This is a genomic window from Streptomyces sp. NPDC055749 (assembly GCF_053617235.1).
In genome coordinates this window covers 62,210-87,860 of the sequence record NZ_JBSHFH010000012.1, presented here as the reverse complement: position 1 = coordinate 87,860, position 25,651 = coordinate 62,210, and the positions used below count along the sequence as shown (strand labels likewise).

The 25,651-nt window shown below is 68.4% G+C and carries 25 protein-coding genes; 13 read left to right on the top strand and 12 right to left on the bottom strand.

Going from position 1 to position 25,651, the window contains the following annotated elements; all coding sequences use genetic code 11:
• Window positions 1–47: 47 nt before the first annotated feature.
• From ACWGO0_RS11845 to ACWGO0_RS11835, 3 genes are all read left to right on the top strand, one after another.
• Window positions 48–176, top strand: coding sequence for a DUF6408 family protein (locus ACWGO0_RS11845; RefSeq protein WP_453531837.1), 129 nt, complete (start codon window positions 48–50; stop codon window positions 174–176).
• Between the two features lie 128 nt (window positions 177–304).
• Window positions 305–2,395 (top strand): DNA/RNA helicase domain-containing protein, encoded by a 2,091-nt coding sequence (locus tag ACWGO0_RS11840; RefSeq protein ID WP_453531834.1) that lies wholly within the window; start codon window positions 305–307, stop codon window positions 2,393–2,395.
• A gap of 100 nt (window positions 2,396–2,495) precedes the next feature.
• Window positions 2,496–4,427 (top strand): DNA/RNA helicase domain-containing protein, encoded by a 1,932-nt coding sequence (locus ACWGO0_RS11835; protein WP_453531831.1) that lies wholly within the window; start codon window positions 2,496–2,498, stop codon window positions 4,425–4,427.
• A 56-nt stretch (window positions 4,428–4,483) separates the two neighbouring features.
• Here ACWGO0_RS11835 and ACWGO0_RS11830 read toward each other — a convergent pair whose 3' ends face one another.
• Entirely contained in the window at window positions 4,484–5,761 is a 1,278-nt protein-coding gene (locus ACWGO0_RS11830) for an extracellular solute-binding protein (RefSeq protein WP_453531828.1), read from the bottom strand.
• Between the two features lie 109 nt (window positions 5,762–5,870).
• On the opposite strand from ACWGO0_RS11830, the gene ACWGO0_RS11825 reads away from it, so the two are divergent.
• On the top strand, window positions 5,871–6,500 hold the full coding sequence (locus ACWGO0_RS11825; RefSeq protein ID WP_453531826.1) for a TetR/AcrR family transcriptional regulator: 630 nt from the start codon (window positions 5,871–5,873) through the stop codon (window positions 6,498–6,500).
• A 50-nt stretch (window positions 6,501–6,550) separates the two neighbouring features.
• On the opposite strand, the gene ACWGO0_RS11820 is transcribed toward ACWGO0_RS11825, so the two are convergent.
• Window positions 6,551–7,513, bottom strand: a complete 963-nt coding sequence (locus ACWGO0_RS11820) for a fibronectin type III domain-containing protein (protein WP_453531823.1) — start codon at window positions 7,511–7,513, stop codon at window positions 6,551–6,553.
• Window positions 7,514–7,672: 159 nt separating this feature from the next.
• Here ACWGO0_RS11820 and ACWGO0_RS11815 point away from each other — a divergent pair, with 159 nt between their 5' ends.
• Both ACWGO0_RS11815 and ACWGO0_RS11810 read left to right on the top strand, forming a co-directional pair.
• Window positions 7,673–8,278: a TIGR03086 family metal-binding protein gene (locus tag ACWGO0_RS11815; protein ID WP_453531820.1), complete on the top strand. Its 606-nt coding sequence runs from the start codon at window positions 7,673–7,675 to the stop codon at window positions 8,276–8,278.
• 59 nt (window positions 8,279–8,337) lie between these two features.
• Entirely contained in the window at window positions 8,338–8,472 is a 135-nt protein-coding gene (locus tag ACWGO0_RS11810; RefSeq protein WP_453531817.1) for a hypothetical protein, read from the top strand.
• Between the two features lie 16 nt (window positions 8,473–8,488).
• Here ACWGO0_RS11810 and ACWGO0_RS11805 read toward each other — a convergent pair whose 3' ends face one another.
• Entirely contained in the window at window positions 8,489–9,172 is a 684-nt protein-coding gene (locus ACWGO0_RS11805; protein WP_453531814.1) for an alpha/beta fold hydrolase, read from the bottom strand.
• Between the two features lie 64 nt (window positions 9,173–9,236).
• Between ACWGO0_RS11805 and ACWGO0_RS11800 the strand changes: the two genes are divergently transcribed.
• The 3 genes from ACWGO0_RS11800 (at window position 9,237) to ACWGO0_RS11790 (ending at window position 11,608) form a co-directional block, all read left to right on the top strand.
• Window positions 9,237–10,061 (top strand): chitosanase, encoded by an 825-nt coding sequence (locus tag ACWGO0_RS11800; protein WP_453531811.1) that lies wholly within the window; start codon window positions 9,237–9,239, stop codon window positions 10,059–10,061.
• Between the two features lie 202 nt (window positions 10,062–10,263).
• Entirely contained in the window at window positions 10,264–10,560 is a 297-nt protein-coding gene (locus ACWGO0_RS11795; RefSeq protein ID WP_453531808.1) for an SH3 domain-containing protein, read from the top strand.
• 175 nt (window positions 10,561–10,735) lie between these two features.
• Window positions 10,736–11,608 (top strand): chitosanase, encoded by an 873-nt coding sequence (locus ACWGO0_RS11790; RefSeq protein ID WP_453531805.1) that lies wholly within the window; start codon window positions 10,736–10,738, stop codon window positions 11,606–11,608.
• An 80-nt stretch (window positions 11,609–11,688) separates the two neighbouring features.
• Here the strand turns inward: ACWGO0_RS11790 and ACWGO0_RS11785 are convergent, their stop codons facing one another.
• The 8 genes from ACWGO0_RS11785 to ACWGO0_RS11750 form a co-directional block, all read right to left on the bottom strand.
• Window positions 11,689–13,128 carry a nucleobase:cation symporter-2 family protein gene (locus tag ACWGO0_RS11785; protein ID WP_453531803.1) on the bottom strand — a complete coding sequence of 480 codons (1,440 nt, stop codon included), beginning with the start codon at window positions 13,126–13,128 and terminating at the stop codon, window positions 11,689–11,691.
• A 253-nt stretch (window positions 13,129–13,381) separates the two neighbouring features.
• Entirely contained in the window at window positions 13,382–14,770 is a 1,389-nt protein-coding gene (locus tag ACWGO0_RS11780) for an 8-oxoguanine deaminase (protein WP_453531800.1), read from the bottom strand.
• A gap of 42 nt (window positions 14,771–14,812) precedes the next feature.
• A complete protein-coding gene (locus ACWGO0_RS11775) occupies window positions 14,813–16,252 on the bottom strand; it encodes a nucleobase:cation symporter-2 family protein (RefSeq protein WP_453531797.1) in 1,440 nt (479 codons plus the stop codon).
• Window positions 16,253–16,320: 68 nt separating this feature from the next.
• A complete protein-coding gene (gene pucL, locus ACWGO0_RS11770) occupies window positions 16,321–17,244 on the bottom strand; it encodes a factor-independent urate hydroxylase (RefSeq protein WP_453531795.1) in 924 nt (307 codons plus the stop codon).
• Between the two features lie 6 nt (window positions 17,245–17,250).
• Window positions 17,251–17,643, bottom strand: a complete 393-nt coding sequence (gene uraH, locus ACWGO0_RS11765; protein ID WP_453531791.1) for a hydroxyisourate hydrolase — start codon at window positions 17,641–17,643, stop codon at window positions 17,251–17,253.
• Window positions 17,643–18,155, bottom strand: coding sequence for a 2-oxo-4-hydroxy-4-carboxy-5-ureidoimidazoline decarboxylase (uraD, locus tag ACWGO0_RS11760; protein ID WP_453531788.1), 513 nt, complete (start codon window positions 18,153–18,155; stop codon window positions 17,643–17,645). The genes uraH and uraD overlap by 1 nt, the downstream gene beginning before the upstream one ends.
• A gap of 155 nt (window positions 18,156–18,310) precedes the next feature.
• The gene (locus tag ACWGO0_RS11755) at window positions 18,311–18,688 is read right to left on the bottom strand and encodes a helix-turn-helix domain-containing protein (RefSeq protein WP_453531785.1); all 378 of its coding nucleotides are present in this window, start codon (window positions 18,686–18,688) and stop codon (window positions 18,311–18,313) included.
• Window positions 18,685–18,936, bottom strand: coding sequence for a hypothetical protein (locus tag ACWGO0_RS11750; protein ID WP_453531783.1), 252 nt, complete (start codon window positions 18,934–18,936; stop codon window positions 18,685–18,687). Before ACWGO0_RS11750 ends, ACWGO0_RS11755 begins: the two co-directional genes overlap by 4 nt.
• A 185-nt stretch (window positions 18,937–19,121) precedes the next feature.
• On the opposite strand from ACWGO0_RS11750, the gene ACWGO0_RS11745 reads away from it, so the two are divergent.
• The 3 genes from ACWGO0_RS11745 (at window position 19,122) to ACWGO0_RS11735 (ending at window position 22,555) form a co-directional block, all read left to right on the top strand.
• Window positions 19,122–19,961, top strand: coding sequence for a TIM barrel protein (locus ACWGO0_RS11745; protein WP_453531780.1), 840 nt, complete (start codon window positions 19,122–19,124; stop codon window positions 19,959–19,961).
• A 49-nt stretch (window positions 19,962–20,010) separates the two neighbouring features.
• Window positions 20,011–20,904 (top strand): 2-hydroxy-3-oxopropionate reductase, encoded by an 894-nt coding sequence (locus ACWGO0_RS11740; protein ID WP_453531777.1) that lies wholly within the window; start codon window positions 20,011–20,013, stop codon window positions 20,902–20,904.
• Between the two features lie 193 nt (window positions 20,905–21,097).
• Window positions 21,098–22,555 carry a catalase gene (locus ACWGO0_RS11735; RefSeq protein WP_453531774.1) on the top strand — a complete coding sequence of 486 codons (1,458 nt, stop codon included), beginning with the start codon at window positions 21,098–21,100 and terminating at the stop codon, window positions 22,553–22,555.
• 354 nt (window positions 22,556–22,909) lie between these two features.
• Here ACWGO0_RS11735 and gcl read toward each other — a convergent pair whose 3' ends face one another.
• Window positions 22,910–24,694, bottom strand: a complete 1,785-nt coding sequence (gene gcl / locus ACWGO0_RS11730; protein ID WP_453531772.1) for a glyoxylate carboligase — start codon at window positions 24,692–24,694, stop codon at window positions 22,910–22,912.
• Window positions 24,695–24,916: 222 nt separating this feature from the next.
• Between gcl and ACWGO0_RS11725 the strand changes: the two genes are divergently transcribed.
• Window positions 24,917–25,624, top strand: coding sequence for a hypothetical protein (locus ACWGO0_RS11725; RefSeq protein ID WP_453531769.1), 708 nt, complete (start codon window positions 24,917–24,919; stop codon window positions 25,622–25,624).
• Window positions 25,625–25,651: the final 27 nt, after the last annotated feature.

The window sequence follows — 25,651 nt, the reverse complement described above, 5'->3', positions numbered from 1 at the left end:
TTGGGAGCCTTCCCTTCCACCCGACTCCCGAAGGAGATGCTCTCCGCATGCCTCACCCCAAGTACACGCCCGCACGCCGCACCTGGGTACGCGACATCCTCATCGGCGTCGCCGCGAGTTTCGGCTCGGACCTGGTGCGGAATGCCGTGCAGGCGGCAGCGCACCTTCTCGGCTAGCCGAGGGGCGGCGGGTCCGGGGACCCGCCATCACCCGCGTGCCTGCAATCCCGACGCGAAGGCCGTCCTCGGATCAATCGATTGTTGTTCAAGATCGACCAAGTCCGGCTAAGGTACGTCGAAAGTCATTGCGGCCCGACGGGCTTCCGTTCAGGAAACGCCCCCACCCGCACGAGATCCGTCGTGCCTGTGGGGAATTCCCTTTGCTGCTCCGGAAGTCGGCTGCTGAACTGCGCCTGCTCATCACCCCCGTCGGACGAGAGAATCTCCCTCTCACCGAGCGATTGATCAACGAGTACGTGCAGTCTCACCCCAACAAGAAGCAGCCGAACAATGGCTTGATCGCTTCCTGGGACCACAGCCTGCCGGAGGTCATCCACGTACTCATCGCCCTCGGCCTTGATTCGGTCGAGGTGCTCATCGAGTACTCCACGCCCGGAATGGCCGGTGACGCCGATGTCATCCTTGCCGGGCAGCATCCGATTTCTGGGGATCTGTCGTACGTCGTCATCGAGCTGAAGCAGTGGCACAAGGCAGTGGTGTCACCGACGAACCCGATCGCGGTCGATGCCGGCTACGACAAACCGAAGCTCCATCCCGTACGCCAGGTGCAGCGCTACTGCGAGTACCTCGTCCAGCACCTCGCACCGCTGCGCGGCGCACGCCAACGGATCGCCGGTGTCGCGTTGCTCCACAACGCCAGCGACGAGGTCGCTTCACTCTTCGACTTGCCACAGAGTGACCACGGCCGTCTGTACACGAGAGACCGGCTCGGCGAGTTCAAGGCGTTCATCGCGTCGCGGCTGGCTCAAGGAGTCTCCGGAAGTCACGCGGCCGATGTTCTGTGTCAGGCCCAACAGTACGAAGCGCCCTCGTCGAGCGAAGCATTCAGCCGGGTCGGAAGTCCGCACCCTGTGTTCGCTCTCCAGAAGGAGCAGGAAATCGCCTTCCAGGAGGTCCGCCAGAAGGTACGCGCCGGCGGATCGAAGAGCGGTCGCAAGAAGGTCGTCATCATCCAGGGCGGCCCCGGCAGCGGGAAGACCGCCGTTGCCGTCGAACTCCTGCGTGCCCTCAAGCAGGAGGGGCACCACGTCGTGCATGCCAGCGGTTCCCGCTCCTTCACCAAAAACCTACGCAAGGCCGCCGTCGACGCCGCGCCGTACGGGAAGCGGGGAGCCGTCGGCAAGCAGTCGCTCAAGGACTACAGGTACTTCCAGCAGTTCGGGCATTTGGAGGAGAACTCACTGGAGGTCCTCATCTGCGACGAGGCCCATCGAGTGCGTGAGAAGTCGGACGGCCGGGATGTCAAGAAGTGGGTCAAGGAACGGGGCCTTCCGCAGGCCGACGAACTGATCCGCGTCGCCGAGATGCCTGTCTTCCTGCTCGACGACTGGCAGTCCCTTCGCCCGGACGAGGTCGGCACTGTCGACTATCTCGTTGAGCGCGCCATAGCTTGCGACTGTGACTACGAGGTCATCGAGCTGCCCGGCATGTTCCGCGCGGAAGGCAGCATCGCCTTCCGCAAATGGGTGACGAAGCTTCTGAGCCTCAAAGCAACCACCGCCCCGGCGTGGGTGCCGGACGGTCGCATCGACGTCCGGCTGGCGGAGAGCCCGGAGGACATGGAGGCCTTCCTCATGGAGCGCATGGAGAAGGACGGATCCCGTGCGCGTATGACGGCAGGATTCTGTTGGGAGTGGAAGAAGCCCCTGAAGGGCCAGCTGCGGGTCGAAGTCAGGATCGATGAGTGGCACAGGCCCTGGAACGCCAAGGATGGTGTCAAGCTCGACAGCGTGCCGGAGTCGAGTCAGTGGGCGACCGATCCCCGAGGTTTCGGACAGATCGGATGCATCTATACCGCGCAGAACTTCGAGTTCGACTGGGCCGGCGTCATCATCGGTCGGGATCTCGTCTGGCAGGACGGCCGCTTCACTGTGGACCGGACCAAGACCCATGACGGCAAGCTCAAGCAGAAGACAGTGAGCGACGCGCAGGTGGACCGCCTGGTTCGGCACGCCTACCACGTCCTGCTGACGCGCGCCCGGAGCGGGATCGTCATCTTCTCCGAGGACGAGGACACTCGCAACGCCCTGCGCACACTGATCGCCGGCACGGTCGCCGACTCACCCTTGGCCAAACCGAAGAAGAGAAAGCTCCCACCCCTGGTCACAGAGGTCGAGCAGGCCGTCGCACAACAGCTCACGCTAGAGTTCGACTAATTGCCATTGCGGCCCGACGGGCTTCCGCTCCGCTCCGGCGGAGTCTCGAAGGACATGCCCCCACCCGCGCGAGTTCCTTCGTGCTGCCTGGGGGCATCCGTTGCTGTTCCGCGAGTCCGCCGCCGCAGTCGCCGCTGAGTGTCTGTCCGGCTCTCTCTTCCTCCGACTGGCTGAGCAGTTCGTCCACGTGCACCGTTACAGGCCCAGCACTTCCGAGGCACGATCCTGGGAACGCAGCATCCCCGTGCTGGCCAACGCGCTCAATGAAGCCGGTCTCGATCAGGTGGAAATGCTGCTGGAATACGGATTGCCGCTCAACAGCAAGCGTGCTGACGCAGTGCTTGCGGGTGTGCATCCCAAGACCGGAGAGCCGTCGTACGTAGTCGTCGAACTCAAGCAGTGGAGCAGCGCCGAGCCCGACGACGAGGATCCGTCGTTGTGCCACATCGACGCGTACGCCCGGCCTGTGCTCAATCCTGTCGACCAAGTGCGCGCCCACTGCAAGTATCTGGTCTCCTTCAACGGGGCACTGGCCGAGCACCCTCAACGGATCTCCGGGGCCGCATATCTGCACAACGCGACCGAGTTCGGGGTCAGTGGGCTGTTCGAAGCCGAGCAGGATGCGTACGGACAGCTGTTCATCGGCGCGAGGCGCAGCGAGTTCATCGAGTACCTGCGTACGAAGTTCGGAAAGGGCTCCGGAGCGTCCGCAGCCGACGAGTTGCTGGCCGGAAAGGTCGGCCCTTCCCGGCAGCTGATGGCTGTGGCTGCTCAAGAGGTGCGCGAGCGGGAACAGTTCGTGTTGCTGGACGAGCAGCAGGTCGCGTACCGGACTGTACTCAACGCGGTGCGAAGATCAAACCAGTCCGACCACAAGGAGGTCGTGGTGGTCACGGGTGGTCCGGGCACCGGCAAGAGTGTCATCGCCCTCTCGTTGCTCGGCGAGTTGTACCGCCAGGGAACCACGGCCTTGCACGCGACCGGTTCGAGCTCCTTCACCACGACGATGCGCAAAGTGGCCGGGGCACGGAAGCGTGAAGTGCAGGATCTCTTCAAGTATTTCAACAGCTTCATGACAGCCGAACGCAACAGTATCGACGTGCTGATCTGTGACGAGGCGCATCGCATGCGGGAGACCTCGGCCAACCGTTACACCCCGGCGGCCGGCCGTACCGGCAAGGCACAGATCGAGGAACTCATCGACACGGCACGGGTGCCGGTCTTCCTGCTCGATGAGCACCAGGTTGTACGGCCCGGAGAGATGGGGACCGTCGCAGAGATCTCGGCGGCCGCTGCCGCCAGAGGGCTCGCCTGCCACGTGGTGCCCCTGGACAGTCAGTTCAGGTGCGGAGGCAGCGATGCGTACCTGCGATGGACTGTCCGTCTGCTGGGGCTGGAAGCGGGAGGCCCCGTGCGGTGGGATCCGGACGACAAGATGCAGCTCATCGTCGCGGACAGCCCACAGGAAATGGAGAAGTTTCTCGACGGCCGCCGAGCACAGGGTTTCGGCGCACGCATATCCGCGGGCTACTGCTGGAAGTGGTCCAAGAAGGTTCCACCGGGGCAGGCTCTGCCCGCGGATGTCGTCATCGGGGACTGGGAGCGGCCCTGGAATGTCTTCGGCGAGAGGGCGGTCGCAGGTGCGCCTCCGGCCGCGCTCTGGGCAACGGACCCAGCCGGCTTCGGGCAAGTGGGATGCGTATACACGGCTCAGGGCTTTGAGTACGACTGGAGCGGCGTGATCCTGGGCCCTGACCTGGTGTGGCGGGAGGATCACTGGGTTACCGACCGAACAGCGTCCAAGGATCCCGTCTTCAAGAAGTCCACGTCTGACGCAGATGTGGATCGCCTCATCCGCAACACGTACAAAGTGCTGCTGACTCGCGGCATGGTGGGCACGGTGGTGTATTCCACCGACCCTGCTACGCGTGAAAAACTCCGTCAGTTGGTACCAAGCAACGAAGGCAGCGCAGTCTCCGCCGGCCCCGTAGGAGTCACGCACGACACGTGGCAGGCATCGTCTGCATCATGAGCTGAACGGCAGCTGCGCCGCGCTGGATGCTGTCGCTCTCGCCGACCCCTGGTGCCTCAGCCGGCCGCGGCCTGTATCTCCGCCTGGGCCGCCGCGTCGTTCAGGCCCTTGAGTACGGTGCCGGGGTCGCCCTTCGGCAGTACCGCCCGGCCCACGTCCTTACGGATCGCGTCCCTCACTGCCGGCCAGGAGCGCATGTTCACCGGGGCGAATCTGGCGTGGTCCAGCTGGTCGATGAAGGGCCACAGGGGGCGCTGGGCCGGTATCTCGCGGGCCGCGTCGGACGCGGTGTACGTCACCGGGAGTGCGGACTGGCTGCCGCCGTAGGTGAGTGCCGATGTGCCGCTGTAGAGGAAGTCGAGGAAGGCGCCGCACTCCTCGCGGCGCTCGTCCTTCTTGAACGCCATCAGCCAGTCGCTCAGCCCGAGTGGTACGGGGGTTCCGCCGTCCTTCGCCGGGAACGCGGTGTGCGCGTAAGGGATTCGGGCCTGTTCGGCGGCGCCCATCAGCAGCGGGTGGGCTATCAGCATGCCGATCTCGCCGCCGAGGAACTTGGCGTACGCGGCCGTCCTGTTGAGCTCGGCGGGGGCCGGTCCGGCCAGGCCGTCCGCGACCAGTTCGTCGCGTATCCAGGTGAGGGCCTCGATGTTGGCCAGGACCTCGAAGTCGTACCCGGTGAAGTCCGTGTAGCCGCCGCCGGCCGCGAGCAGCCAGGACAGGGCCTCGTCCTCGGCCGCCTCGGGGCCGAACTGGAGGCCGTACGGCGTCCTGACGCCGATCGCCTTCAACGCCTGTGCGGCAGAACGAAGTTCGTCCCATGACGTGGGGGCGGCGTCGACGCCTGCCCGCCGGAAGAGCTCCTTGTTGTAGAAGAGCCGCGGCGTACTGGCCAGGAAGGGGACACCGTACGGGACCGAGTCGACGGTGCCCGCGTCGGCGAAGGACTGAATGAAGTCGGCCTGGGTGGCGATATCGAAGAGGTCGGAGCTCGCGTGGAGCAGGTCGTCCTCGGCGTAGGGGGCGAAGACGTTCGACTGTGCGATGTCGGGCGGGTTTCCCGCCGCGACCCGCTTGGCGAGTGTCTTGTCGATCTTGTTGTAGGGGACGCGTTCGAGCGTGACCGTGATGTCGGGGTGCTGCTTCCTGAAGGCCTTGACGACGCTGTCCCACTGATCGCCGAGCGAGGCGCCCACGCTCTTGTCGTAACTGGCCACGAGGACATCGAGTTTACGGTCCGAACCGGCACCGCAGCCGGTGAGCCCGAAGGCCGCGGTGGCGCCGGCGAGGCCGGCCGTCCTGAGAAGAAACTGACGCCGACGCACTGCTCTTGCCATCCCCTGGGTCATCCCGCATCCATGATCTTGGCAGATTGTGCCACACAGGCAGATTGCGTCGATCGATGACGGCCAAGGGCCGGGTTCCCGAGGGCATAGCCTGACCCGCATGCACGGTGGCTCACTGACGGAGCGGCGCAAGGCCGCCACCAGGTTGGATATCGCCCGGACGGCCGCGGCCCTCTTCACGGAGAACGGTCTGCGCACCACCCGCGCCGAGGACATCGCACGCGCCGCGGGAGTCGCGCCGCGGACCTTCTACCGCTACTTCGCCACGAAGGAGGAGTCCGTCGCCCCGCTTCTCGCGGCCGGTGCCGGGCAGTGGGCGGAGGCCGTACGGGACGCCCCGGACGACCTGCCGCTCCCGGCGGCGCTCCGGCACGCGGCCTTGCGTGCGCTGACTCCGGACCCCGCGGACGCTGCGGCAGCGGAGTCGCTGGAGTGGGTGCGTTCGCTTCTGCGGATGGCCGCGGACAGCCCGGCGCTCCGGTCGGTGTGGAACGACGCCTGCCACGAATCGGAAGCCACCCTGGCGGTGGTGCTCGCGGGACGGGCCGGGATCGCCGAAGGGGCCGGCCGGCTCGACATCCGGCTGACGGCCGCCGTCGCCAGTGCGGCGGTGAGGGTGGCGGTGGAGACCTGGGCGGCGGGCGACGCGCCCGCGGCGGGACCCTTGGGGCCCGCCGCGCTGGCGGAGCGCTGCCTGACGTCCACCGGGAGCGCGCTGGACGGCGCCTGATTGTCCGGGGTGGCGGTCTAAACCGGTCAGCCGGTCAGCCCGTCACTCCGTCAGCCCGTCAGTACGACCGTTCGCTGGGCGGAGAAGTCGCCCCAGGTGCCGTCGGGCAGCTTGGCGCGGATCTTCAGCGAGTAGCGCGTGCCCGGCGGGTCGCTGAGCGTCAGACGGTAGGTCGCGCGCCCCTTGGGCGGCGTACCGCCCCAGACGATCGTCGTGGTCATCCTCCCGTTGAGGAAGAGCTGGTACGCGGGGATCTCACCGCCCGTGTCGGGCTGGTCCCAGGACAGGCCGACGACGGACTCGCCGTCTCCGGCGGTCAGAGACGTCCGCAGACCGGTGGGGGCGGTGCTCGCGGGGGCGTCGGGAGCGGACTCGGTGGTGAGATCGACGGCGTTGCTGTCCGGCGAGGACTTCTCCGAGGCGTCTCGGGCCCGGACCGTGAAGGTGTAGACGGTGCCGGGGCGCAGCCCGCTCAGCCGGGCCTTGGTCTCCGTGCCCGGCACGCTGTGGATTCGGGAGTCCTCCTGGTAGATGTCGTACGAGGTGACGGCCACGTCATCGGTGGAGCGGCCCCAGGACAGGGTCGCCGTGCGGCCGCCGGCGGCCGTGCCGCGTACCTTCGCCGGGGCGGTGGGGGGCCCTGCGTCGGCGGGGGCGGGAGCGGGGGTGGTGACCCGTGCCGCGGCGCTCGCGCGGGAGAGGTTTCCGGCGCCGTCGCGGGCCCGGACGGTGAAGGTGTAGGCCGTCGACGCGGTCAGACCGTCGATATCGGTCATCCGCTTCGCCGAAGGTACGGAGCCGACCTTCTCGCCCTCGCGGTAGATCTCGTAACCGGTGATCGCCTTGTTGTCGGAGGCGCGCTCCCACATGACGTGGACGGAGGTGGCGCTGCCGGCCTGGGCCGTCACCCCGCGGGGGGTCGTCGGTTTCTGCGTATCGGCGCTCGCGGTGCCGCCGCAGGCGGTGAGCGCGGCCAGGAGCAGGGCAGTGGAACAGGTCAACACAGCGTGCATGTGGGGGCGTTGCACGGTCCGGCCTTCCCTTCGAGAGCAATGGTCCAGACCTGTATGCCATGGTGCGGGGGTCGCCGACAAGGGGGCCGGGGGAACCTTCCGCAATGTGACGTTGCGCGGCCTGCGATGAGTTCCGGGCGCCGCGGAAGTCTGAGGAGTATGGATACCTACGACACGACGCCGCCCGCCCTCGATCTGGAGTCGGCCGCCCAGCAGATCCGCGGGCTCCTCGGACCCGTGAAGGACCGGCAGCTCACGGACCCCACCCCCTGCCCGGACTACGCGGTACGGGAGCTGCTCGCCCATCTCGTCGGGCTGACCACGGCCTTCCGCGACGCGGCCCTGAAGGATCTCGGGCCGACGACCGACACCTCGCCGGACGCGGCGCTCCCGGTGCTCGGAGCCGACTGGCGCGAGGCGCTGCCGGTGCTGCTCGACGAACTGGTGGCCGCGTGGCGCTCCCCCGCCGCCCTGGAGGGCATGACCCGGGCGGGCGGCGTGGACCTGCCCGCCGAGGTGGCCGGACGCGTCGCGCTCAACGAACTCGTCATCCACGGCTGGGACCTGGCCCGGTCGACCGGGCAGGAGTTCCGGGCCGACGAGGCGGACCTGCGCTCGTCGGTGGTGATGCTGACCCCCGAGGAGGGCGGCCCTGACAGCTCGGACATCTTCGGGCCGCCGGTCCCCGTACCGGCCGATGCCCCGCTTCTCGACCGGGTGATCGGGATGAGCGGCCGGAGGCCGGACTGGCGGCCGGGCGACTGACGCCGACGAGACCGCTGCGCCGGGCCGGACCCGGGACCCAACCGGCGCAGAATGGGCGTATGGGTGAGAACAGGACTCCGGCCGCGTCCATGACGCTCGACGACCAGCTGTGCTTCGCGCTGTACTCCGCCTCGCGCGCCGTGACGGCCGCGCTGAGCGCACGCGTGGACCCGAAGGCCGATCCCGGCCAGTGAACTCAGCCCGTGAGGCTCAGCTCGTGAAGAACTCCGTGATCTCGTGGGCGACCTGGTCCGCGCGCGTCTCGTGCACCCGGTGGCCGCCAGGGATCGTGATCAGCCGGCAGTCCGGGATCAGCGACGCCACCTCGGACAGCCGCTCCTGCGGCATCGTGCTCGCCGGGCCACCCGAGATGATCATGGTCTGGGCCACGATCTCACCCAGTCCCTCCGCCCACTCCGGGTCGGGGTCGGTGAGCTGGGCCAGCACCGCGGGGACCACGTTCTCGTCGTAGTCCACCGGCCCCTCGGGCAGCGGCAGCGGGTTCTCCTCGCCGGGGAACGGCGCCGGGGTCTCCACCAGGACCAGCCGCTCCACGCGGTCCGAGTGCTCATGGGCCAGGAGCTGGGCCACGACGCCGCCCATCGAGTGGCCGACCAGGCCGACCCGGTCGAGCTCGCACTCGTCGAGGAACCCGAGGACGTCCTCACTCATCTGCTCGAACGCGTACTCGTCCGGCCAGTCGCTCTCCCCGTGTCCCCGCAGGTCCAGGGCGTACACCCGCCACTCGGCGCCGAGCAGGCTGCCGAGCGCCTCCCAGTTCGCGGCGGAGCCGCCGAGCCCGTGCAGCAGGACGACCGGCGAGCCGAACGGGTCACCCCAGGTCCGGTACGCCAGCCGCACATCGCCGACATCCACAACAGACTGATCTTCCATGCCCCTGACGCTACAGCGCTCGGGCGCCCCCGGACTCCCGCCCCCGGCCTGGCACGCTTGACGCGTGAAGCACACCGTTCGCCCCCTGCTCGCAGCCGCCGTCACCACCGCGGTCCTCGTGGTCGCCGTACTGACCGGCTGCTCCGGATCCGGCGGCCCCGCCCCGGAGACCGGCCTCGACGATCCGGCGAAGAAGGACATCGCCATGCAGCTCGTGTCCAGCGCGGAGAACTCCTCGCTGGACTGGAAGGCCCAGTACAAGTACATCGAGGACATCGGCGACGGCCGCGGCTACACCGCGGGCATCATCGGCTTCTGCTCCGGAACCGGCGACATGCTCGCCGTCGTCGAGCGGTACGCGGCGGCCCGTCCCGGAAATCCGCTGGAACGGTATCTGCCCGCGCTGCGTGCCGTGGAGGGCAGCGACGCGCATACGGGGCTCGGCCGCCCGTTCACCGAGGCATGGGCGAAGGCCGCCGCGGACCCGGCATTCCGGGCGGCGCAGGATGCGGAGCGTGACCACTCCTACTTCGACCCGGCGGTCGAGCGGGCGAAGGGCGACGGCCTCAGCGCACTGGGTCAGTTCATCTACTACGACGCCTATGTGATGCACGGTCATGGCGACACGGAGGGCTCGGTCGGCTTCGTCACGATACGGCGCGAGGCGCTCGCGAAGGCCGATCCGCCCGCCCGGGGCGGTGACGAGGAGGCGTATCTCCACGCTTTCCTCGATGCGCGCGTGGCAGCGATCGGCAAGGAGCCGTCGCATACGGACACCAGTCGCGTGGAGACCGCCCAGCGGGTGTTCGTACGCGAAGGCAAACTCCAGCTGGAGACGCCGCTGCGGTGGCGGGTGTACGGCACGGGGTACCGCGTCGACGGCCGTTAAACCCTCTGCCGACAGGCGCGCGGAGCACCGGGCCCGGTGGCCGTGTGCGCCGGTCCGCACCGCGATGACCTGCACTTTCATTACCTCATCGACTCCCGTGCCCACCCGTGACCCGACCACCGCGGGCCCCGTTGAGCGGGTCGGAGGCGCACGCGGGTGCGCGCCCCGGAGAGTCAGGGAGAGTTCAGAGATGATGAAGAAGATGTTGCTGACCGCAATGGTTCTGGCCGCCGGTCTCGGTCTGGTGGCGGGCCCGTCCGCGGTGGCCGTCGGGAACGCGCCGGCTGCGGCGCCGGCCCTGGCGCCGCAGCTGGTGTGCACGGTCAACGACAACGGGGTGAACTACCGGGGAGGTCCGGGCCCGGAGTACCCCGTGCTCGGCCAGGTGAACCGGGGCCAGAACCTCGACTACCACGGTCAGCAGGGCAACTGGATCAAGGGCGATCTCTGGGGCGGCCGTACGGGAGTCTGGATCCACGTCGCCTACCTGGACTGCTGAGAGTAACGGTCCTTCCGGCCCCGCACCGTGCGTCCCACGCACGGTGCGGGGCTTTTCCATGTCCGGAGCGCGATCCCAACTCGGCTGCGGCGAGGGGCTGTACGACCCGTATCGGAGTCTGATAGTAAAGCTTCCTAACAGAACAAGGGCACGACGAACTCCCTCTGGAGGACAGGTGCACAACCCCCATAACGGCACCGCACGTCGCACCACCCGACTCACCCGCCCCATCGGCTTCGCCGTCCTGGCGCTCGGACTTACACTCACGGCGACTCCCATGACCGCCCATGCCGACGACGCCCCCACCCCGTCGGCCGCACATCACCAGGAGGCCGCCGCGACCGGGCTCGACGATCCCGCGAAGAAGGACATCGCCATGCAACTGGTGTCCAGCGCGGAGAACTCCTCGCTGGACTGGAAGGCCCAGTACAAGTACATCGAGGACATCGGCGACGGCCGCGGCTACACCGCGGGCATCATCGGCTTCTGCTCCGGCACCGGCGACATGCTCGACCTGGTGGAGCTGTACACGGAGCGCAAGCCCGGCAACGTACTCGCGAAGTACCTGCCCGCCCTGCGCCAGGTGGACGGCAGCGACTCCCACGAGGGGCTCGACCCGGGCTTCACGAGGGACTGGGCGAGGGCCGCTTCGGACTCCGCCTTCAAGCAGGCGCAGAACGACGAGCGCGACCGGGTCTACTTCGACCCGGCCGTCAGGCAGGCCAAGGCCGACGGGGTCGGCACCCTCGGGCAGTTCGCGTACTACGACGCCCTCGTCATGCACGGCGGCGGCGCCGACAGCGCGAGCTTCGGCTCCATCCGCAGGAAGGCCCTCGCGAAGGCGAAGCCGCCGTCGCAGGGCGGCAGCGAAGTGACGTACCTCAACGCGTTCCTGGACGCCCGGGTCTGGGCGATGAAGCAGGAGGAGGCCCACTCGGACACCAGCCGGGTGGACACCGCCCAGCGCGTCTTCCTGCGGAACGGCAATCTGAACCTGGACCCGCCGCTCGCTTGGAAGGTGTACGGCGACAGCTACCGCATCGGCTGACGCACCCCGTAACACCTGTGGCGCGTACGGCAGTTGCCGTACGCGCCACAGCGCGGTGCTCAGTTGTCAGAAGCCGGTGATCAGTGCACTGCCGCCGGCGTCGCGCTCCCGGGCACCGGCTCGGGGGCCGCGTCGTCCTCCCCGTCCGGCTTGCGGCCCCAGTGGTTGAAGGCCAGGTTCAGGAGGATCGCCACCACACAGCCCGTGGAGATACCCGAGTCGAGCACGACGAGCAGGTCCTCCGGGAAGGCGTGGTAGAAGCCCGGCGCGGCGATCGGGATCAGGCCGATCCCGACGGCCGCCGCGACGATCAGGGCGTTCTCGCCCTTCTCGAGGGCGGCGGTGGCCAGGGTCTGGATGCCGCTCGCGGCGACCGAGCCGAACAGCACGATGCCGGCGCCGCCGAGTACCGGCAGCGGCACGATCGCGATGACGGAAGCGGCGACCGGGACCAGGCCGAGCACGATCAGGATGCCGCCGCCCGCGGCGACGACGAACCGGCTGCGGACCTTGGTCATGGCGACGAGCCCGATGTTCTGTGCGAAGGCGCTGCACATGAAGCCGTTGAACAGCGGGCTGATCGCGCTGCCGAGGGTGTCGGCACGCAGTCCGCCCTCGATGGTCTTCTCGTCCGCCGGGCGGCCGACGATCCGGCCGAGGGCGAGCATGTCCGCGGTGGACTCGGTCATGCACACCAGCATCACGATGCACATCGAGATGATCGCGGCGATCTCGAACTGCGGCGCGCCGAAGTGGAACGGGGTGGGGAAGCCGACCACATCGGCGTCCTTGATGGGCCCGAAGTCGGTGATGCCGACCGGGATGGCGATCAGCGTGCCGATGACCAGGCCGAGCAGGATCGCGATCTGCTGGAGGAAGCCGCGCAGCAGTTTGCGCAGGGCCAGAACGATCACGAGGGTGACGGCGGCCATCGTGATGTTGGTCATCGAACCGTAGTCGTCCGCCGTGGAGTTGCCGCCCTGGGACCAGTTGAAGGCGACCGGCAGGAGCGAGACACCGATCAGGGTGATCACCGTGCCGGTGACCACGGGCGGGAAGAAGCGGACCAACTTGCAGAAGTACGGGGCGAGTACGAACCCCAGGAGGCTGGCGACGATGATCGCGCCGAAGATGACGGCGATCCCGTCATGGCCCCGGTCCTTGCCGATCGCCACCATCGGCGTCACACCGGCGAACGACACACCGTTGACGAACGGCAGCCGGGCGCCGATGCGCCAGAAGCCGAGGGTCTGGAGCAGGGTGGCTATGCCCGCGGTGAAGAGGCTCGCCCCCATCAGGAAGGCGGTCTCCTTGGCCGAGAGGCCCAGGGCGGGTCCCACGATCATGGGCGGGGCGACCACACCGGCGTACATGGCGGCCACGTGCTGGAGGCCGCTGGTGAACATCTTCAGGGGCGGGAGGGTTTCGTCGACCGGGTGTTTCCGGTCCGTTCCTGCGGCTGCTTCGTTTGCTGCGTCTACTTCGTTTGCTTCACTGCGAAACCTGGGCTTAGCGGCCACGGCGGTTCCTCCGGTCGGGTAACACATCGTCGGCGACGTGGGTGTGTGTCAGGGAGGTGGTGCGGAGTGGTGCGTTGGTGCAGGTGCTGCGTATGTGGGGGTGTGCCCGGGTAACACTCATCACCGGTCCGGAGGGCGCGCACATTCGGGTGCGCGTCCTCCGGACCGGCTGCCGTGGACCCCGCTCGGGTCCACGGCGGCCGGACGAGGGCCGTCCCCCTCGGCCGGCCGGTTCGGGGGATGCCGCGGAGTGTCAGCCTCCGGCGGCGATCTGCGCGAGGCGGCGGGCCTCGTCGCGGGTGAGGCGCGCGATGGTGTCCTCGTCCACCGTGGTCAGGTGGTTGTCCTCGACGACCGGCTTGCCGTTGACGAGGGAGAGCGTGACCGGGGCCGCGGCGCCGAAGACGAGCGCGGTCACCGGGTCGGCGATGGAGGAGTGCGCGAGGGTGTCCATCTTCCACAGGACGAGGTCGGCGAGCTTGCCGGCCTCCAGGGAGCCGATCTGGTCGGCGCGGCCGAGTACCTGGGCGCCGCCGTACGTACCGAGGCGCAGGGCCTGACGGGCGTTCAGGGCCTTCTCGCGGTGGGCGCCGAGGCGGTTGATGAGGAGGGCGTTGCGCAGTTCGGTGTGGAGTTCACCGGACTCGTTGGATGCCGTGCCGTCGACGCCGAGGCCGACCGGGATGCCCGCGGCGAGCATGTCGGGCACCCGGGCGATGCCCGCGGCGAGGCGGGCGTTGGACGACGGGCAGTGCGCGACGCCCGTTCCCGTACGGGCGAAGGCGGCGATGTCGGAGTCGTTCATATGGACGCAGTGCGCCATCCACACGTCATCGCCGAGCCAGCCGGTCGACTCGAAGTAGTCGGTGGGGCCCATCCCGAACAGCTCCTTGCAGAACTGCTCCTCCTCGACGGTCTCCGAGCCGTGGGTGTGCAGACGTACGCCCTTGCGGCGCGCCAACTCCGCGCCCTGCCTGAGCAGTTCGGTGGAGATGGAGAACGGGGAGCAGGGTGCGACGGCGACCTGGGTCATCGAGTCGAACGAGGCGTCGTGGTGGGCGTCGACGGTCGCCTCGGTGCCCAGGAGGGCGCCTTCGAGGGTCTCGACCGCGAAGTCCGGCGGCAGCCCGCCGTCCTTCTCGCTGCGGTCCATGGAGCCGCGGGCGAGGGTGAACCGTACGCCCATGTCGCGCGCCGCCCCGATGATCGCGCCGGCCAGATCGCCGGAGCCCTTCGGGAAGACGTAGTGGTGGTCCATCGCCGTGGTGACTCCGCCGCGCGCCATCATGGCGAGCGAACCCTGCGCCGCGGCGCGGACCATCGGCTCGTCGATGCGCGCCCAGGTCGGGTAGAGGGCGACCAGCCAGTCGAAGAGGTTGTGGTCGGTCGCGATACCGCGGGTGATCCACTGGTAGAAGTGGTGATGGGTGTTGACCAGCCCGGGCGTGACGAGGTGTCCGGTGCCGTCGATGCGGCGTACGACATTGGCGAGGCCCTCCGGTGCCTTGCCCGCGCCGACGGATTCGATGCGGTTGCCCGCCACGACGACATGGCCCGAGGCGTACTCGGTGTCGTGGGCGTCGACGGTCGCGATCGAACAGTTCTCGATGACGATGCGCTGAGGGTCTGCCGAGGCTGCCATGGTGCTTCCTTCTCTCATCGGCGTTGTGGGCACGGCAGGACCCTAGGAGGATTTGAGTGCCACAGCGGGGCGGCCGTGGGTGCCGAGATGGTGGAAGAACAGGTTGAGCAGGACCGCGACAAGCGCTCCCGCACTGATTCCGGAGCCGAGCACCGTCTGCGCCCAGGAGGGGAATCCCGCGTAGAAGGCGGGCGCGGCGAGCGGGATGATGCCCGCGCCGAGCGCCACCGCGACCAGGATGATGTTGGAGCTGTCGTCGAGGCCGGCTTCGGAGAGCGTACGGATGCCGCTCACCGCGATGGAGCCGAACAGGACGATCCCGGCGCCGCCGAGCACGGGCATCGGGACGAGCGAGACGACGGCGCCGAGGACCGGGAACGCTCCGAGGATCAGCAGGGCGCCGCCCGCCGCCGCGACGACATAGCGGCTGCGTACCTTCGTCAGCGACACGACGCCCACGTTCTGGGCGAAGGCGCTCGTCGGGAAGCCGCCGAACACGGGGCCGAGCAGGGTGGCGATGCCGTCCGTGCGCAGTCCGCGGGTGATGGTGCGGCCGTCGGTGCGCCGCTCGCAGATCTCGCCGAGCGCCAGCATCCCGGCGGACGACTCCGTCATCAGCACCAGCATGACGATGCAGAGGGAGAGGATCGCCGCGGGCTGGAACTCGGGGGCGCCGAAGGCGAAGGGGGTGGGCAGGGCCGCGAGGGGTGCGGACTCCAGCGCGGAGAAGTCGGCGAGTCCGAAGGGGATCGCGGCCAGCGTGCCGATGAACATGCCCATGAGCAGCGCGACTTGCTTGACGAAGCCGCGCCCGAAGCGCTGGACGATCAGGATGACGGCGAGCGTGAAGGCGGCCAGCGCGAGGTACTTCATGGCGCCGAAGTCGGCGGCGTTCCTGTCGCCGCCCTGCGCCCAGGAGACCGGGACGGGCATCAGGGTGACGCCGATGAGGGTGATGACGACGCCGGTGACGAGCGGCGGGAAGAAGCGCAGCAGCCGTCCGAAGAACGGTCCGAGGGCGAGGCAGAAGACTCCGGCGACGAGCACCGCCCCGTAGATCTGGGGGAGTTGGTGGCCGGGGGCGCTGGTCTCGGCGATGGCGAGCATCGGGGCGATTCCGGCGGACGAGGCGGCGTTGACGAACGGCAGCCGGTTTCCGGCGAAGCCGCCGATGCCCAGCGTCTGGAGGAGGGTGGCGAGTCCGGCGATCAGCAGGCTCGCCGCGATCAGGCGGGTCATGCCGGCCGTGTCGAGGCCGACGGCCTGGCCGATGATCAGTGGAGGGGTGACGACGCCCGCGTACATGGCGGCGATGTGCTGGAGTGCGGCCGGGACGAGCCGAGAGGCGGGAAGCTTCTCGTCTACCGGATGCACGGAGCTCTCGGCCGAGTTCTTGACGAAGCTCGTGGCGGAACTCTCGGCGGAGCTTTCCGGCGGTGTGGAACATGGGCCTTCTGCCGGCCCTGTTGCGGGCTGTGCCATGGGTTGTTCCCTCCGGGATGACCGGCCCGCGCCCGCTGTGGACGGGCGGGGGCCGGTTCAGTGCCGCGTCAGAGGTTGGTCATGTCGACGGGGATCTTCGGCTGGACGCCGTCCCGGAGCACGGTCGCCTCGATGAGGCCGTACGGGCGGTCCGCCGCGAAGTAGACCTCGTTGTCGTTCTTGAGGCCGAACGGCTCCAGGTCCACCAGGAAGTGGTGGTTGTTCGGAAGCGAGAAGCGGATCTCGTCGATCTCGCTCCGGCTGTTGATGACCCGCGAACCCATCTGGTAGAGGGTCTGCTGGAGCGAGAGGGAGTACGTCTCGGCGAATGCCTGCAGCATGTGCTTCTTCGCCTGCTCGTACGACTTCTCCCAGTTGGGCATCCGCTCGTCGTCGCTGGTCCAGTTGTAACGCCAGGCGGCCGACACGTCGGTGCACAGGACGCGGTCGTACGCCTCCTTGAGCGTCGTGTACTTGTCCTTGACGTAGCCCCAGAACTCCGAGTTGGTCGAGTTCATGACGGTGAGGTCCTTGAGACCGGAGATGATCTCCCAGTTCTCGCCGTCGAAGGTGATCTGGGTGGTGCGCAGCTCCTGACCCTTGCGGGCGAAGGAGTGGTTGACCTCGTCGGACCCGATGAACTTCGAGTTGTTGTCCGAGGTCGCGATGCGCTCCCAGGCGTACTCCTCGATCCGGATCCGTGCGATCTCGATCGGCTCCTGCGAGGTCACGAAGTGCCGGGCGAGGTGGATGCCGAACTGCTCGGCGGACTCGATGCCGTACTCCTTGGCGAACGCGTACACCGTGTTCTTGGTGGTGTCCGTCGGCAGGACGTTCGCGTTGGAGCCGGAGTAGTGGACGTCGTCCATGTCGCCCGAGAGGGCGACGGATACGTTCAGGTCCTTGATGTGGTGGGTGTCGCCGTCCCGCGTGATCTTGACGACGCGGTTCTCTGCTTTGCCGTACTGGTTCTGGCCGAGAATCGTGGGCATTGTCTGCTAGCTCCCTCGGTAAACGGAGTAGCCGAACGGGTTGAGCAGCAGCGGTACGTGATAGTGCTCGCCCGGGCTGACGGCGAAAGTGATCGCCACCTCCGGGAAGAACGCACCGCTGTCCCTTACGCGGGGGGCGTCCTGCTGCGCCTCGGCTTGCTTCTTCTTCGAAAAATACGTCTCGACCTCGAAGTCGAGACGTACGTGGGTCGTGCCCTCCGGCAGAGCCGGCAGGTCCTTGCAGCGTCCGTCCGCGTCGGTGGCGGATCCACCCAGCGCCACCCACTCGGCATCGCTGCCGCTGCGGGCCGCGAGCGAGATGGCGACGCCCTCGGCGGGGCGTCCGATGCTGGTGTCCAGGATGTGCGTGGACACCGAAGCCGTGGTGGCGGTGCTCATCAGTCCTTGTCCTCTTCCACGAGACGGGTAAGCCGGATGCGGTTGATCTTGCCCAGTTCGGTGCGCACGTGTCCGCGCTCCTGCTCGGGCGTGTTCTTGATCCGGGCCTTCACCGCGTCGCGCATCTGCTCACCGGTGGCGCCGGTGGCGCAGATCAGGAAGACATGTCCGAACCGCTCCTGGTAGGCCAGGTTCAGTTCGAGCATCTCGTCCTTGAGTTCCTCGGATGCGCCGGCCATGCCCCGCTGTTCGCGGGAGGAGGTCGGGTCCCCGGGCTTCGGGCGGCCGATCGGTGGGTGACCGGCCATCGCTTCGGCCAGATCCTCCGGGGAGAGTTCGGCCATGGCGGCGTCGCTCGCGGAGAGAAGGGCTTCCACAGTGGCGTACGGGCGCAGGGAGAGAATGATGCTTCCCCAGGCCGCACTGGCACACACCTCGTGCAGCGCGGCGGTGGCCTCGCTGCCCGCCAGGGTGTTGAACCGGGCGAGGCCCGGCGTCGAGCTCGAAGTCACGGGAGCCTCCGTGGCTGTTTTTCGCTGTGCGTTGTTCGGGCTGCGGATAGCTAACGCCCTCCGCAACACGACGTCAACACTTTGTTGAAATCTCGCGAACAGAGAAAGCCGCCGTCCCGGCATCCGGACGGCGGCTTTCCCCACGCTTGGATCAACTACTGACCCTTGGCGGCATTTTCCCGGTTCAGGTAGTTGTAGACGGTGAAGCGGCTGACCCCCAGGGCCCCCGCCACCGTCTCCACGCCATGCCGTACGGAGAAGGCACCGCGTGCCTCCAGCGTCCGCACGACGGACTGCTTGGTCTTACGGTCCAGGTCGGAGAGCGGCATCCCGTGCCGTCGCTCCATCGCGGCCAGGATGTGGTCGAGCGAGTCGGAGAGCTGCGGAAGACGGACGGCTATGACGTCCTGCCCCTCCCAGGCCAGCACCACGTCGTCGTCCGCGGCCTGCTCGGGGGCCAGCAGCTCGGCGCCCATCGCGTCGACGAGCGGTTTCACCGCACTGACCAGGGGGTGGTCCGCCGGTTCGGTCACTGCCCGCCCTCCCCGATCACATTGACCTGGAGCGACACGCGGGTGGCCCCGGAAGCCAGGGCCTTGCGCAGCAGGGAGTCCACCGCGGTGAGCACCTCGTCCGCTCCCCCTTCCGCGGTGTTGCCGAAGGGGCCGACGTCCACGGCGTCCAGTTCGGCCGCCTGGATGACCTCACGGGCCACCACCGCATGGGCGGGCGCCTCGTCCAGGTCGAAGGGCTCGGTGGTGAATTCCACCCTCAAGCGCACTGTGCCTCCCTCATGTCCTCGTCGCGGCCCACTGCACCGCGGCTCGGCCACGACCTTAGCCCGGCCACCCCCGCCGGACCCGGCCCGGATTTCGGGCACCCCCTTGACATCCTCGCCACCCGTTGGGCAATCTTCCGTTAAGCAGAAACTAACTTCCGCAATACGGAAGGAGCGCCGAACCCATCATGGGCTACCCGGACCAGCGCTTCGATGTAAACCTTTCGATCCTCTTCACGGAACTCCCGCTCCTGGAGCGTCCCGCGGCTGCCGCCGCGGCGGGCTTCACGGCGGTCGAGCTGTGGTGGCCCTGGATCGAGACCCCTACCCCCGAGCAGGCCGAGCTCGACGCGCTGAAGAAGGCGCTCGACGAGGCCGGCACCCAGTTGGTGGGGCTGAACTTCTACGCGGGGCAGCTGCCCGGCCCCGACCGAGGCGCGCTCTCCGTGCCCGGTGAGGAGTCGGACCGCTTCCGCGCAAACATCGAGGTGGCGGCAGACTTCGCCGCCTCGGTGGGCTGCAAGGCGCTCAACGCGCTGTACGGCAACCGCGTCGAAGGCGTGGACCCTGCCGTACAGGACGAGCTCGCCCTGGAGAACCTGGCCCTGGCCGCCCGTGCGGCGGACCGGATCGGTGCGGTCCTCCTGATCGAGACCCTCAACAAGCCGGAGTCGCCTCTCTACCCGCTGGTGAGCGCACCGGCCGGGATCGAGATCGTCGACAAGGTCAACGCGGCCACGGGCCTCGGGAACGCGAAGTTCCTGCTGGACCTGTACCACCTGTCCATGAACGGCGAGGACCTCAGCCAGGTGATCAAGGCGTACGCCGAGAAGACCGGCCACGTCCAGATCGCCGACAACCCGGGGCGCGGCGCGCCCGGCACCGGCTCGCTCCCGCTGGAGCGGCTGCTCGACGAGCTGGCCGAGGCCGGTTACGACGGCTGGGTCGGCCTGGAGTACAAGCCGGGCGACCGGTCGAGCGCCGAGTCCGTCGAGTGGCTCCCCGCAGAGGCCCGAGCGGCCCGCTGAGGGGCGCAGCACTCCCCCTCGTACACCCGTTTTTCAGGAAGGCACCCTCATGAGCAACAACCTCCCCAAGGTCGCGTGGATCGGGCTCGGCATCATGGGCTCGCCCATGTCCGAGAACCTGGTCAAGGCCGGGTACAACGTCACCGGTTACACCCTGGAGCAGGACAAGGTCGACCGGCTGGTCGCGGCGGGCGGCAAGGGTGCCGCCTCGATCGCCGAGGCCGTCAAGGACGCCGATGTCGTCATCACGATGGTGCCCGCGTCCCCGCACGTCGAGGCCATCTCGTACGGCCCCGATGGCATCCTGGAGAACGCCAAGTCCGGCGCCCTGCTGATCGACATGTCGTCGATCACCCCGCAGACCTCCGTGGACCTCGCGAAGAACGCTAAGGACAAGGGCATCCGCGTCCTGGACGCCCCGGTGTCCGGCGGCGAGGCCGGCGCCATCGAGGCCGTACTCTCGATCATGGTCGGCGGCGAGCAGAGCGACTTCGACGAGGCCAAGCCGGTCCTCGAAGCCCTCGGCAAGACCATCGTGCTCTGCGGTCCGCACGGTTCCGGCCAGACGGTGAAGGCGGCCAACCAGCTGATCGTCGCGGTCAACATCCAGGCCTGCGCCGAAGCCGTGGTCTTCCTGGAGAAGTCCGGCGTCGACCTCGCCGCCGCGCTCGACGTACTCAACGGCGGTCTGGCCGGTTCCACCGTGCTGACCCGCAAGAAGGACAACTTCCTCAAGCGGGACTTCGCGCCGGGCTTCCGGATCGACCTGCACCACAAGGACATGGGCATCGTCACGGACGCCGCCCGCAATGTCGGTGCCGCGCTGCCCGTCGGCGCCGTCGTCGCCCAGCTCGTCGCCTCCCTGCGTACGCAGGGCGACGGCGGCCTCGACCACTCGGCTCTGCTGCGTGGCGTCGAGCGCCTCTCCGGCTCCCAGGTCTGACACACCCGGCCCTGCACAAGGGCCCCCTGAACTCCGGGTCGCGGTGGCGCTGACACCTGTCCTGTCGCGCCCAGGCGCCGCCGCGGCCCGGAACCACATACTTCGTTTTCAACAAACTGTTGACGTGCCGTTCATGGCGAATCTACGCTCCTCAAGCCGTCAGCAGCTCCAGCATGGAAGGTCATCCCGCCACATGGCTAAGCGTGTCCTCACGACCGAGTCAGGCGCTCCGGTCGCCGACAACCAGAATTCCGCCACCGCCGGCGTCGGTGGGCCGATCCTCCTGCAGGACCAGCACCTGCTCGAGAAGCTCGCCCGCTTCAACCGTGAGCGCATCCCGGAGCGCGTGGTCCACGCCCGCGGTTCCGGTGCGTACGGCTACTTCGAGGTGACCGACGACGTCACCGGCTTCACCAGCGCCGACTTCCTCTCCGAGGTAGGCCGCCGCACCGAGACGTTCATCCGTTTCTCGACGGTCGCCGACTCGCTCGGCGGCGCCGACGCGGTGCGCGACCCGCGCGGCTTCGCCCTCAAGTTCTATACGGACGAGGGCAATTACGACCTCGTCGGGAACAACACCCCGGTCTTCTTCATCAAGGACCCGATCAAGTTCCCCGACTTCATCCACTCGCAGAAGCGTGACCCGTTCACGGGCAAGCAGGAGCCGGACAACGTCTGGGACTTCTGGGCGCACGCCCCCGAGGCGACGCACCAGGTGACCTGGCTGATGGGCGACCGCGGTATCCCCGCCTCGTACCGTCACATGAACGGCTACGGCTCGCACACCTACCAGTGGACGAACGCACAGGGCGAGGCCTTCTTCGTCAAGTACCACTTCAAGACGAACCAGGGTGTCCGTTCGCTCTCCGGCGAGCAGGCAGCGGAGCTCGTGGGCCAGGACGCCAACTCGCACCAGACGGACCTGCTCCAGGCCATCGAGCGCGGGGTCAACCCGTCCTGGACGCTGCACGTGCAGGTCATGCCGGCCGCCGAGGCCGCGGAGTACCGCTTCAACCCGTTCGACCTCACCAAGGTGTGGCCGCACGCGGACTACCCGCTCCAGCGGGTGGGCCGGCTGGTCCTGGACCGCAACCCGGACAACGTGTTCGCCGAGGTCGAGCAGGCCGCGTTCTCGCCGAACAACTTCGTGCCCGGCATCGGTCCCTCCCCGGACAAGATGCTCCAGGGCCGGCTGTTCGCCTACGCCGACGCGCACCGCTACCGTCTGGGCGTCAACCACACCCAGCTGCCGGTGAACGCGCCGCGCACCGCCGTGGTCGACAACTACGGCCGGGACGGCGTCCACGCCACCCGTAACGGTTCGCGCCACGACAAGAACTACGAGCCCAACTCGTACTCGGGTCCGGCACAGACCGACGCGGCGCTCTCGGCCCCGCTCGCCATCCACGGCTGGACCGGCACGCACGAGGCGCCGGCCCACACCAAGGACGACGACTTCTTCCAGGCGGGCGAGCTGTACCGGCTCATGTCCGACGACGAGAAGGGCCGCCTGATCGCGAACATCGCGGGGGGCCTGTCCCAGGTCACGCGCGACGACGTGATCGAGAAGAACCTCGCCCACTTCCACGCCGCCGACGCCGAGTACGGCAAGCGCGTCGAGGAGGCCGTCCGCGCCCTGCGCGAGGACTAGGCCCCACCCCCATGAGCCCTGCCCGTACCCGTGTACCCGGATGAGGGGTTGTACGCGGTGCGGGCAGGACGAGGCCGCGGCGGTTGCGCGATGCCAGTGCGGTGGTGAAGGTCCCGTCCCACGTCCGCTGACCTGAAGCGGGCGTCGGGTACGGGGCCGATCGCCGCCGCCGCGGCCCCTGTACGCCCATGAACCAGGGCGCGGAGTACGGATACGGTCCCGTACTCCGCGCCCTTTCTTTGTGCCCTCAAGCGGCAGTGTCCTCAAGCGCAGTGTCCTCAAGCGCAGGAGCGCCACCAACGCAGAGGCCCCCTCCCGGGGATTCCCGGGAGGGGGCCTCTCGCGTTCAGTGGGTCAGGACACCGTCAGCGCGCGGATCGCCGTCGGCGCGTGGCCCGGCTCCGTGGCGATGTCCTCGAACTCGTTGACCGACGCGATGTCCGTACCGCTCATCGCGATGTTCGTGACGCGCTCCAGGATCGCCTCGACGACCACCGGCACCCGGAACTCCGCGGCCAGCTTCTTCGCCTGCTCGAGCGCGGGCAGCAGCTGGTCGGGCTCCGTGACCCGGATCGCCTTGCAGCCCAGGCCCTCGACGACCTTGACGTGGTCCACGCCGTAGACGCCCAGCTCGGGCGAGTTGATGTTCTCGAACTCCAGGTTGACCTGGAAGTCGATGTCGAAGTTGCGCTGCGCCTGGCGGATCAGCCCCAGGTAGGAGTTGTTCACCAGGACATGGACGTACGGGATGTTGTGCTGCGCGCCGACCGCCAGCTCCTCCATCATGAACTGGAAGTCGTAGTCGCCCGACAGCGCGACGACCTGGCCCTCCGGGTCCGCGGTGGCGACGCCCAGCGCGGCCGGGATCGTCCAGCCGAGCGGACCCGCCTGGCCGCAGTTGATCCAGTGGCGAGGCTTGAACACGTGCAGCATCTGCGCGCCCGCGATCTGCGAGAGGCCGATCGTCGTCACGTACCGGGTCTCGGGGCCGAACGCCCGGTTCATCTCCTCGTACACGCGCTGCGGCTTCAGCGGCACGTTGTCGAAGTGCGTACGGCGCTGGAGCTTGGACTTGCGCTCCTGCGTGGACGCGGCCCAGGCCGAGCGGTCCTTCAGCGTGCCGGCCGCCTTCAGCTCGCGCGCCACCTCGACGAAGAGCTCCAGGGCCGCCTTCGCGTCCGAGGCGATACCGAGGTCCGGGGCGAAGATCTTGCCCAGCTGGGTGGGCTCGATGTCGACGTGGACGAACGTACGGTCCTTCGTGTAGACGTCCAGCTTGCCGGTGTGCCGGTTGGCCCAGCGGTTGCCGATGCCGAGGACGAAGTCGGACTCCAGGAAGTTCGCGTTGCCGTAGCGGTGCGAGGTCTGGAGGCCGACCATGCCCGCGTTGAGCTCGTGGTCGTCGGCGATGATGCCCCAGCCCATCAGGGTCGGGACGACCGGGACGCCGGTCAGCTCGGCGAACTCCACCAGGAGTTCGGAGGCGTCGGCGTTGATGATGCCGCCGCCCGCGACGAGCAGCGGTCGCTCGGACGCGTTCAGCATCTCGATGGCGCGCTCGATCTGCTTGCGGCTCGCGGCCGGCTTGTTGACCGGCAGCGGCTCGTACAGCTCGGGGTCGAACTCGATCTCGGTGAGCTGCACATCGATCGGCAGGTCGATGAGGACGGGCCCCGGACGTCCGGAGCGCATCAGCTGGAAGGCCTGCTGGAAGACGCCGGGGACCTGTGCGGCCTCCAGGACGGTCGTCGCGGCCTTGGTGACCGGCTTGGCGATCGACGCGATGTCGACGGCCTGGAAGTCCTCCTTGTGGAGCACCGCGGTCGGGGCCTGGCCGGTGATGCAGAGGATCGGGATGGAGTCGGCGATGGCGGAGTACAGGCCGGTGATCATGTCGGTGCCCGCGGGCCCCGACGTACCGATGCAGACGCCGATGTTCCCCGCGGTGGCGCGGGTGTAGCCCTCGGCCATGTGGGATGCGCCCTCGACGTGCCGCGCGAGGGTGTGGTGCACCCCGCCGGACGCCTTGAGGGCGGCGTAGAACGGGTTGATCGCCGCACCCGGCACGCCGAACGCGTTAGTGACGCCTTCGCGCTTGAGGATCTCAACTGCCGCTCGGGCAGCGGTCATACGAGGCATTGAGTACTCCTGCTCGGGATTGGTGGAGTCGGGCTCTGTCGCGCCACCTGAGAGCACCAATTCCGTATTACGGAAGTTTAGTTCTGCTATACGGAATCAATGTAAAGTGCGCCCGAACCCCAGTCAAGGGAGGCAAGTGAGCGAAGTCGCCCCCGTGACGCTCGCTCTTGGTAGACCATGGGAGTACGGAGCGCAGCAGGGGGACCGGAGGGGGAGACCGTCGTGGATTCCGTGCCGGTGCGCTGCCCGGTCTGCCGTCGCGACCACGCGTACATCACGCCGGTCTACCCGTGCCCGTGCGGCGCCCCGACCGCCCCGCAGCTGCTGCGCGGCGCCCCGGCGGAGCCGATCACCCACCGCACGTGGAACGACGACTGGGTCACCGTGCGGTGCGCGGGCTGCGGGCGCCGCGACCAGTGGCCTCAGCCGGAGCTGTGCTGCCCGTGCGGGACCGTGTTACGGATACCCGTCCGTCCTCTGACGGCGCGCGCCCCCACCGCACCGGCCGGCCCCGCCCACATACCCCTGCCGCGCACGGCGTCGCACCCGCGCCCCGCGTTCCGGCCGATGACGATCCGTACCGCCCGCGACGCGGTCGGTGCCGCCGCGCTCTATCTGTCCTGGCTGGGCTACAGCGAGGTGGTGCAGGCCCGCGAGCGCCCCTCGTCCCGGATAGACGTACGCGCCGCGGGACTGATCGCGCAGGTCGACTCCGCCACGACCGCGACCGTCCTGCGCGATGTCGAGTGCCTCTGGCTGAACGCGCTGAACGCCTCGGTCGCCGGCGTCTTCTTCTCCCTGGCCGGTTACGCGCCGGACGCCAGGCAGCGCGCGGACGGCCTCGCCCTCCCCCTGTTCGTCATGGACCTCACGGGCACACCGCAGCCGGTGAACAGCCCGGCGGACGAACTGATCAGCACCGGCGCCTGAATCCGGCCGCTCCCCCGGGAGACGGTT

Excerpts from the sequence above, each read along its gene's own strand:
- ACWGO0_RS11775 (WP_453531797.1), bottom strand. The coding sequence starts at position 16,252 with ATGGCACAGCCCGCAACAGGGCCGGCAGAAGGCCCATGTTCCACACCG.
- ACWGO0_RS11810 (WP_453531817.1), top strand. The coding sequence starts at position 8,338 with ATGGGTGAGAACAGGACTCCGGCCGCGTCCATGACGCTCGACGACCAG.
- ACWGO0_RS11745 (WP_453531780.1), top strand. The coding sequence starts at position 19,122 with ATGGGCTACCCGGACCAGCGCTTCGATGTAAACCTTTCGATCCTCTTC.
- ACWGO0_RS11740 (WP_453531777.1), top strand. The coding sequence starts at position 20,011 with ATGAGCAACAACCTCCCCAAGGTCGCGTGGATCGGGCTCGGCATCATG.
- gcl (WP_453531772.1), bottom strand. The coding sequence starts at position 24,694 with ATGCCTCGTATGACCGCTGCCCGAGCGGCAGTTGAGATCCTCAAGCGC.
- ACWGO0_RS11845 (WP_453531837.1), top strand. The coding sequence starts at position 48 with ATGCCTCACCCCAAGTACACGCCCGCACGCCGCACCTGGGTACGCGAC.
- ACWGO0_RS11735 (WP_453531774.1), top strand. The coding sequence starts at position 21,098 with ATGGCTAAGCGTGTCCTCACGACCGAGTCAGGCGCTCCGGTCGCCGAC.
- pucL (WP_453531795.1), bottom strand. The coding sequence starts at position 17,244 with ATGCCCACGATTCTCGGCCAGAACCAGTACGGCAAAGCAGAGAACCGC.
- uraH (WP_453531791.1), bottom strand. The coding sequence starts at position 17,643 with ATGAGCACCGCCACCACGGCTTCGGTGTCCACGCACATCCTGGACACC.
- ACWGO0_RS11820 (WP_453531823.1), bottom strand. The coding sequence starts at position 7,513 with ATGCACGCTGTGTTGACCTGTTCCACTGCCCTGCTCCTGGCCGCGCTC.
- ACWGO0_RS11825 (WP_453531826.1), top strand. The coding sequence starts at position 5,871 with ATGCACGGTGGCTCACTGACGGAGCGGCGCAAGGCCGCCACCAGGTTG.
- ACWGO0_RS11815 (WP_453531820.1), top strand. The coding sequence starts at position 7,673 with ATGGATACCTACGACACGACGCCGCCCGCCCTCGATCTGGAGTCGGCC.
- ACWGO0_RS11795 (WP_453531808.1), top strand. The coding sequence starts at position 10,264 with ATGTTGCTGACCGCAATGGTTCTGGCCGCCGGTCTCGGTCTGGTGGCG.
- ACWGO0_RS11830 (WP_453531828.1), bottom strand. The coding sequence starts at position 5,761 with ATGGCAAGAGCAGTGCGTCGGCGTCAGTTTCTTCTCAGGACGGCCGGC.
- ACWGO0_RS11805 (WP_453531814.1), bottom strand. The coding sequence starts at position 9,172 with ATGGAAGATCAGTCTGTTGTGGATGTCGGCGATGTGCGGCTGGCGTAC.
- ACWGO0_RS11780 (WP_453531800.1), bottom strand. The coding sequence starts at position 14,770 with ATGGCAGCCTCGGCAGACCCTCAGCGCATCGTCATCGAGAACTGTTCG.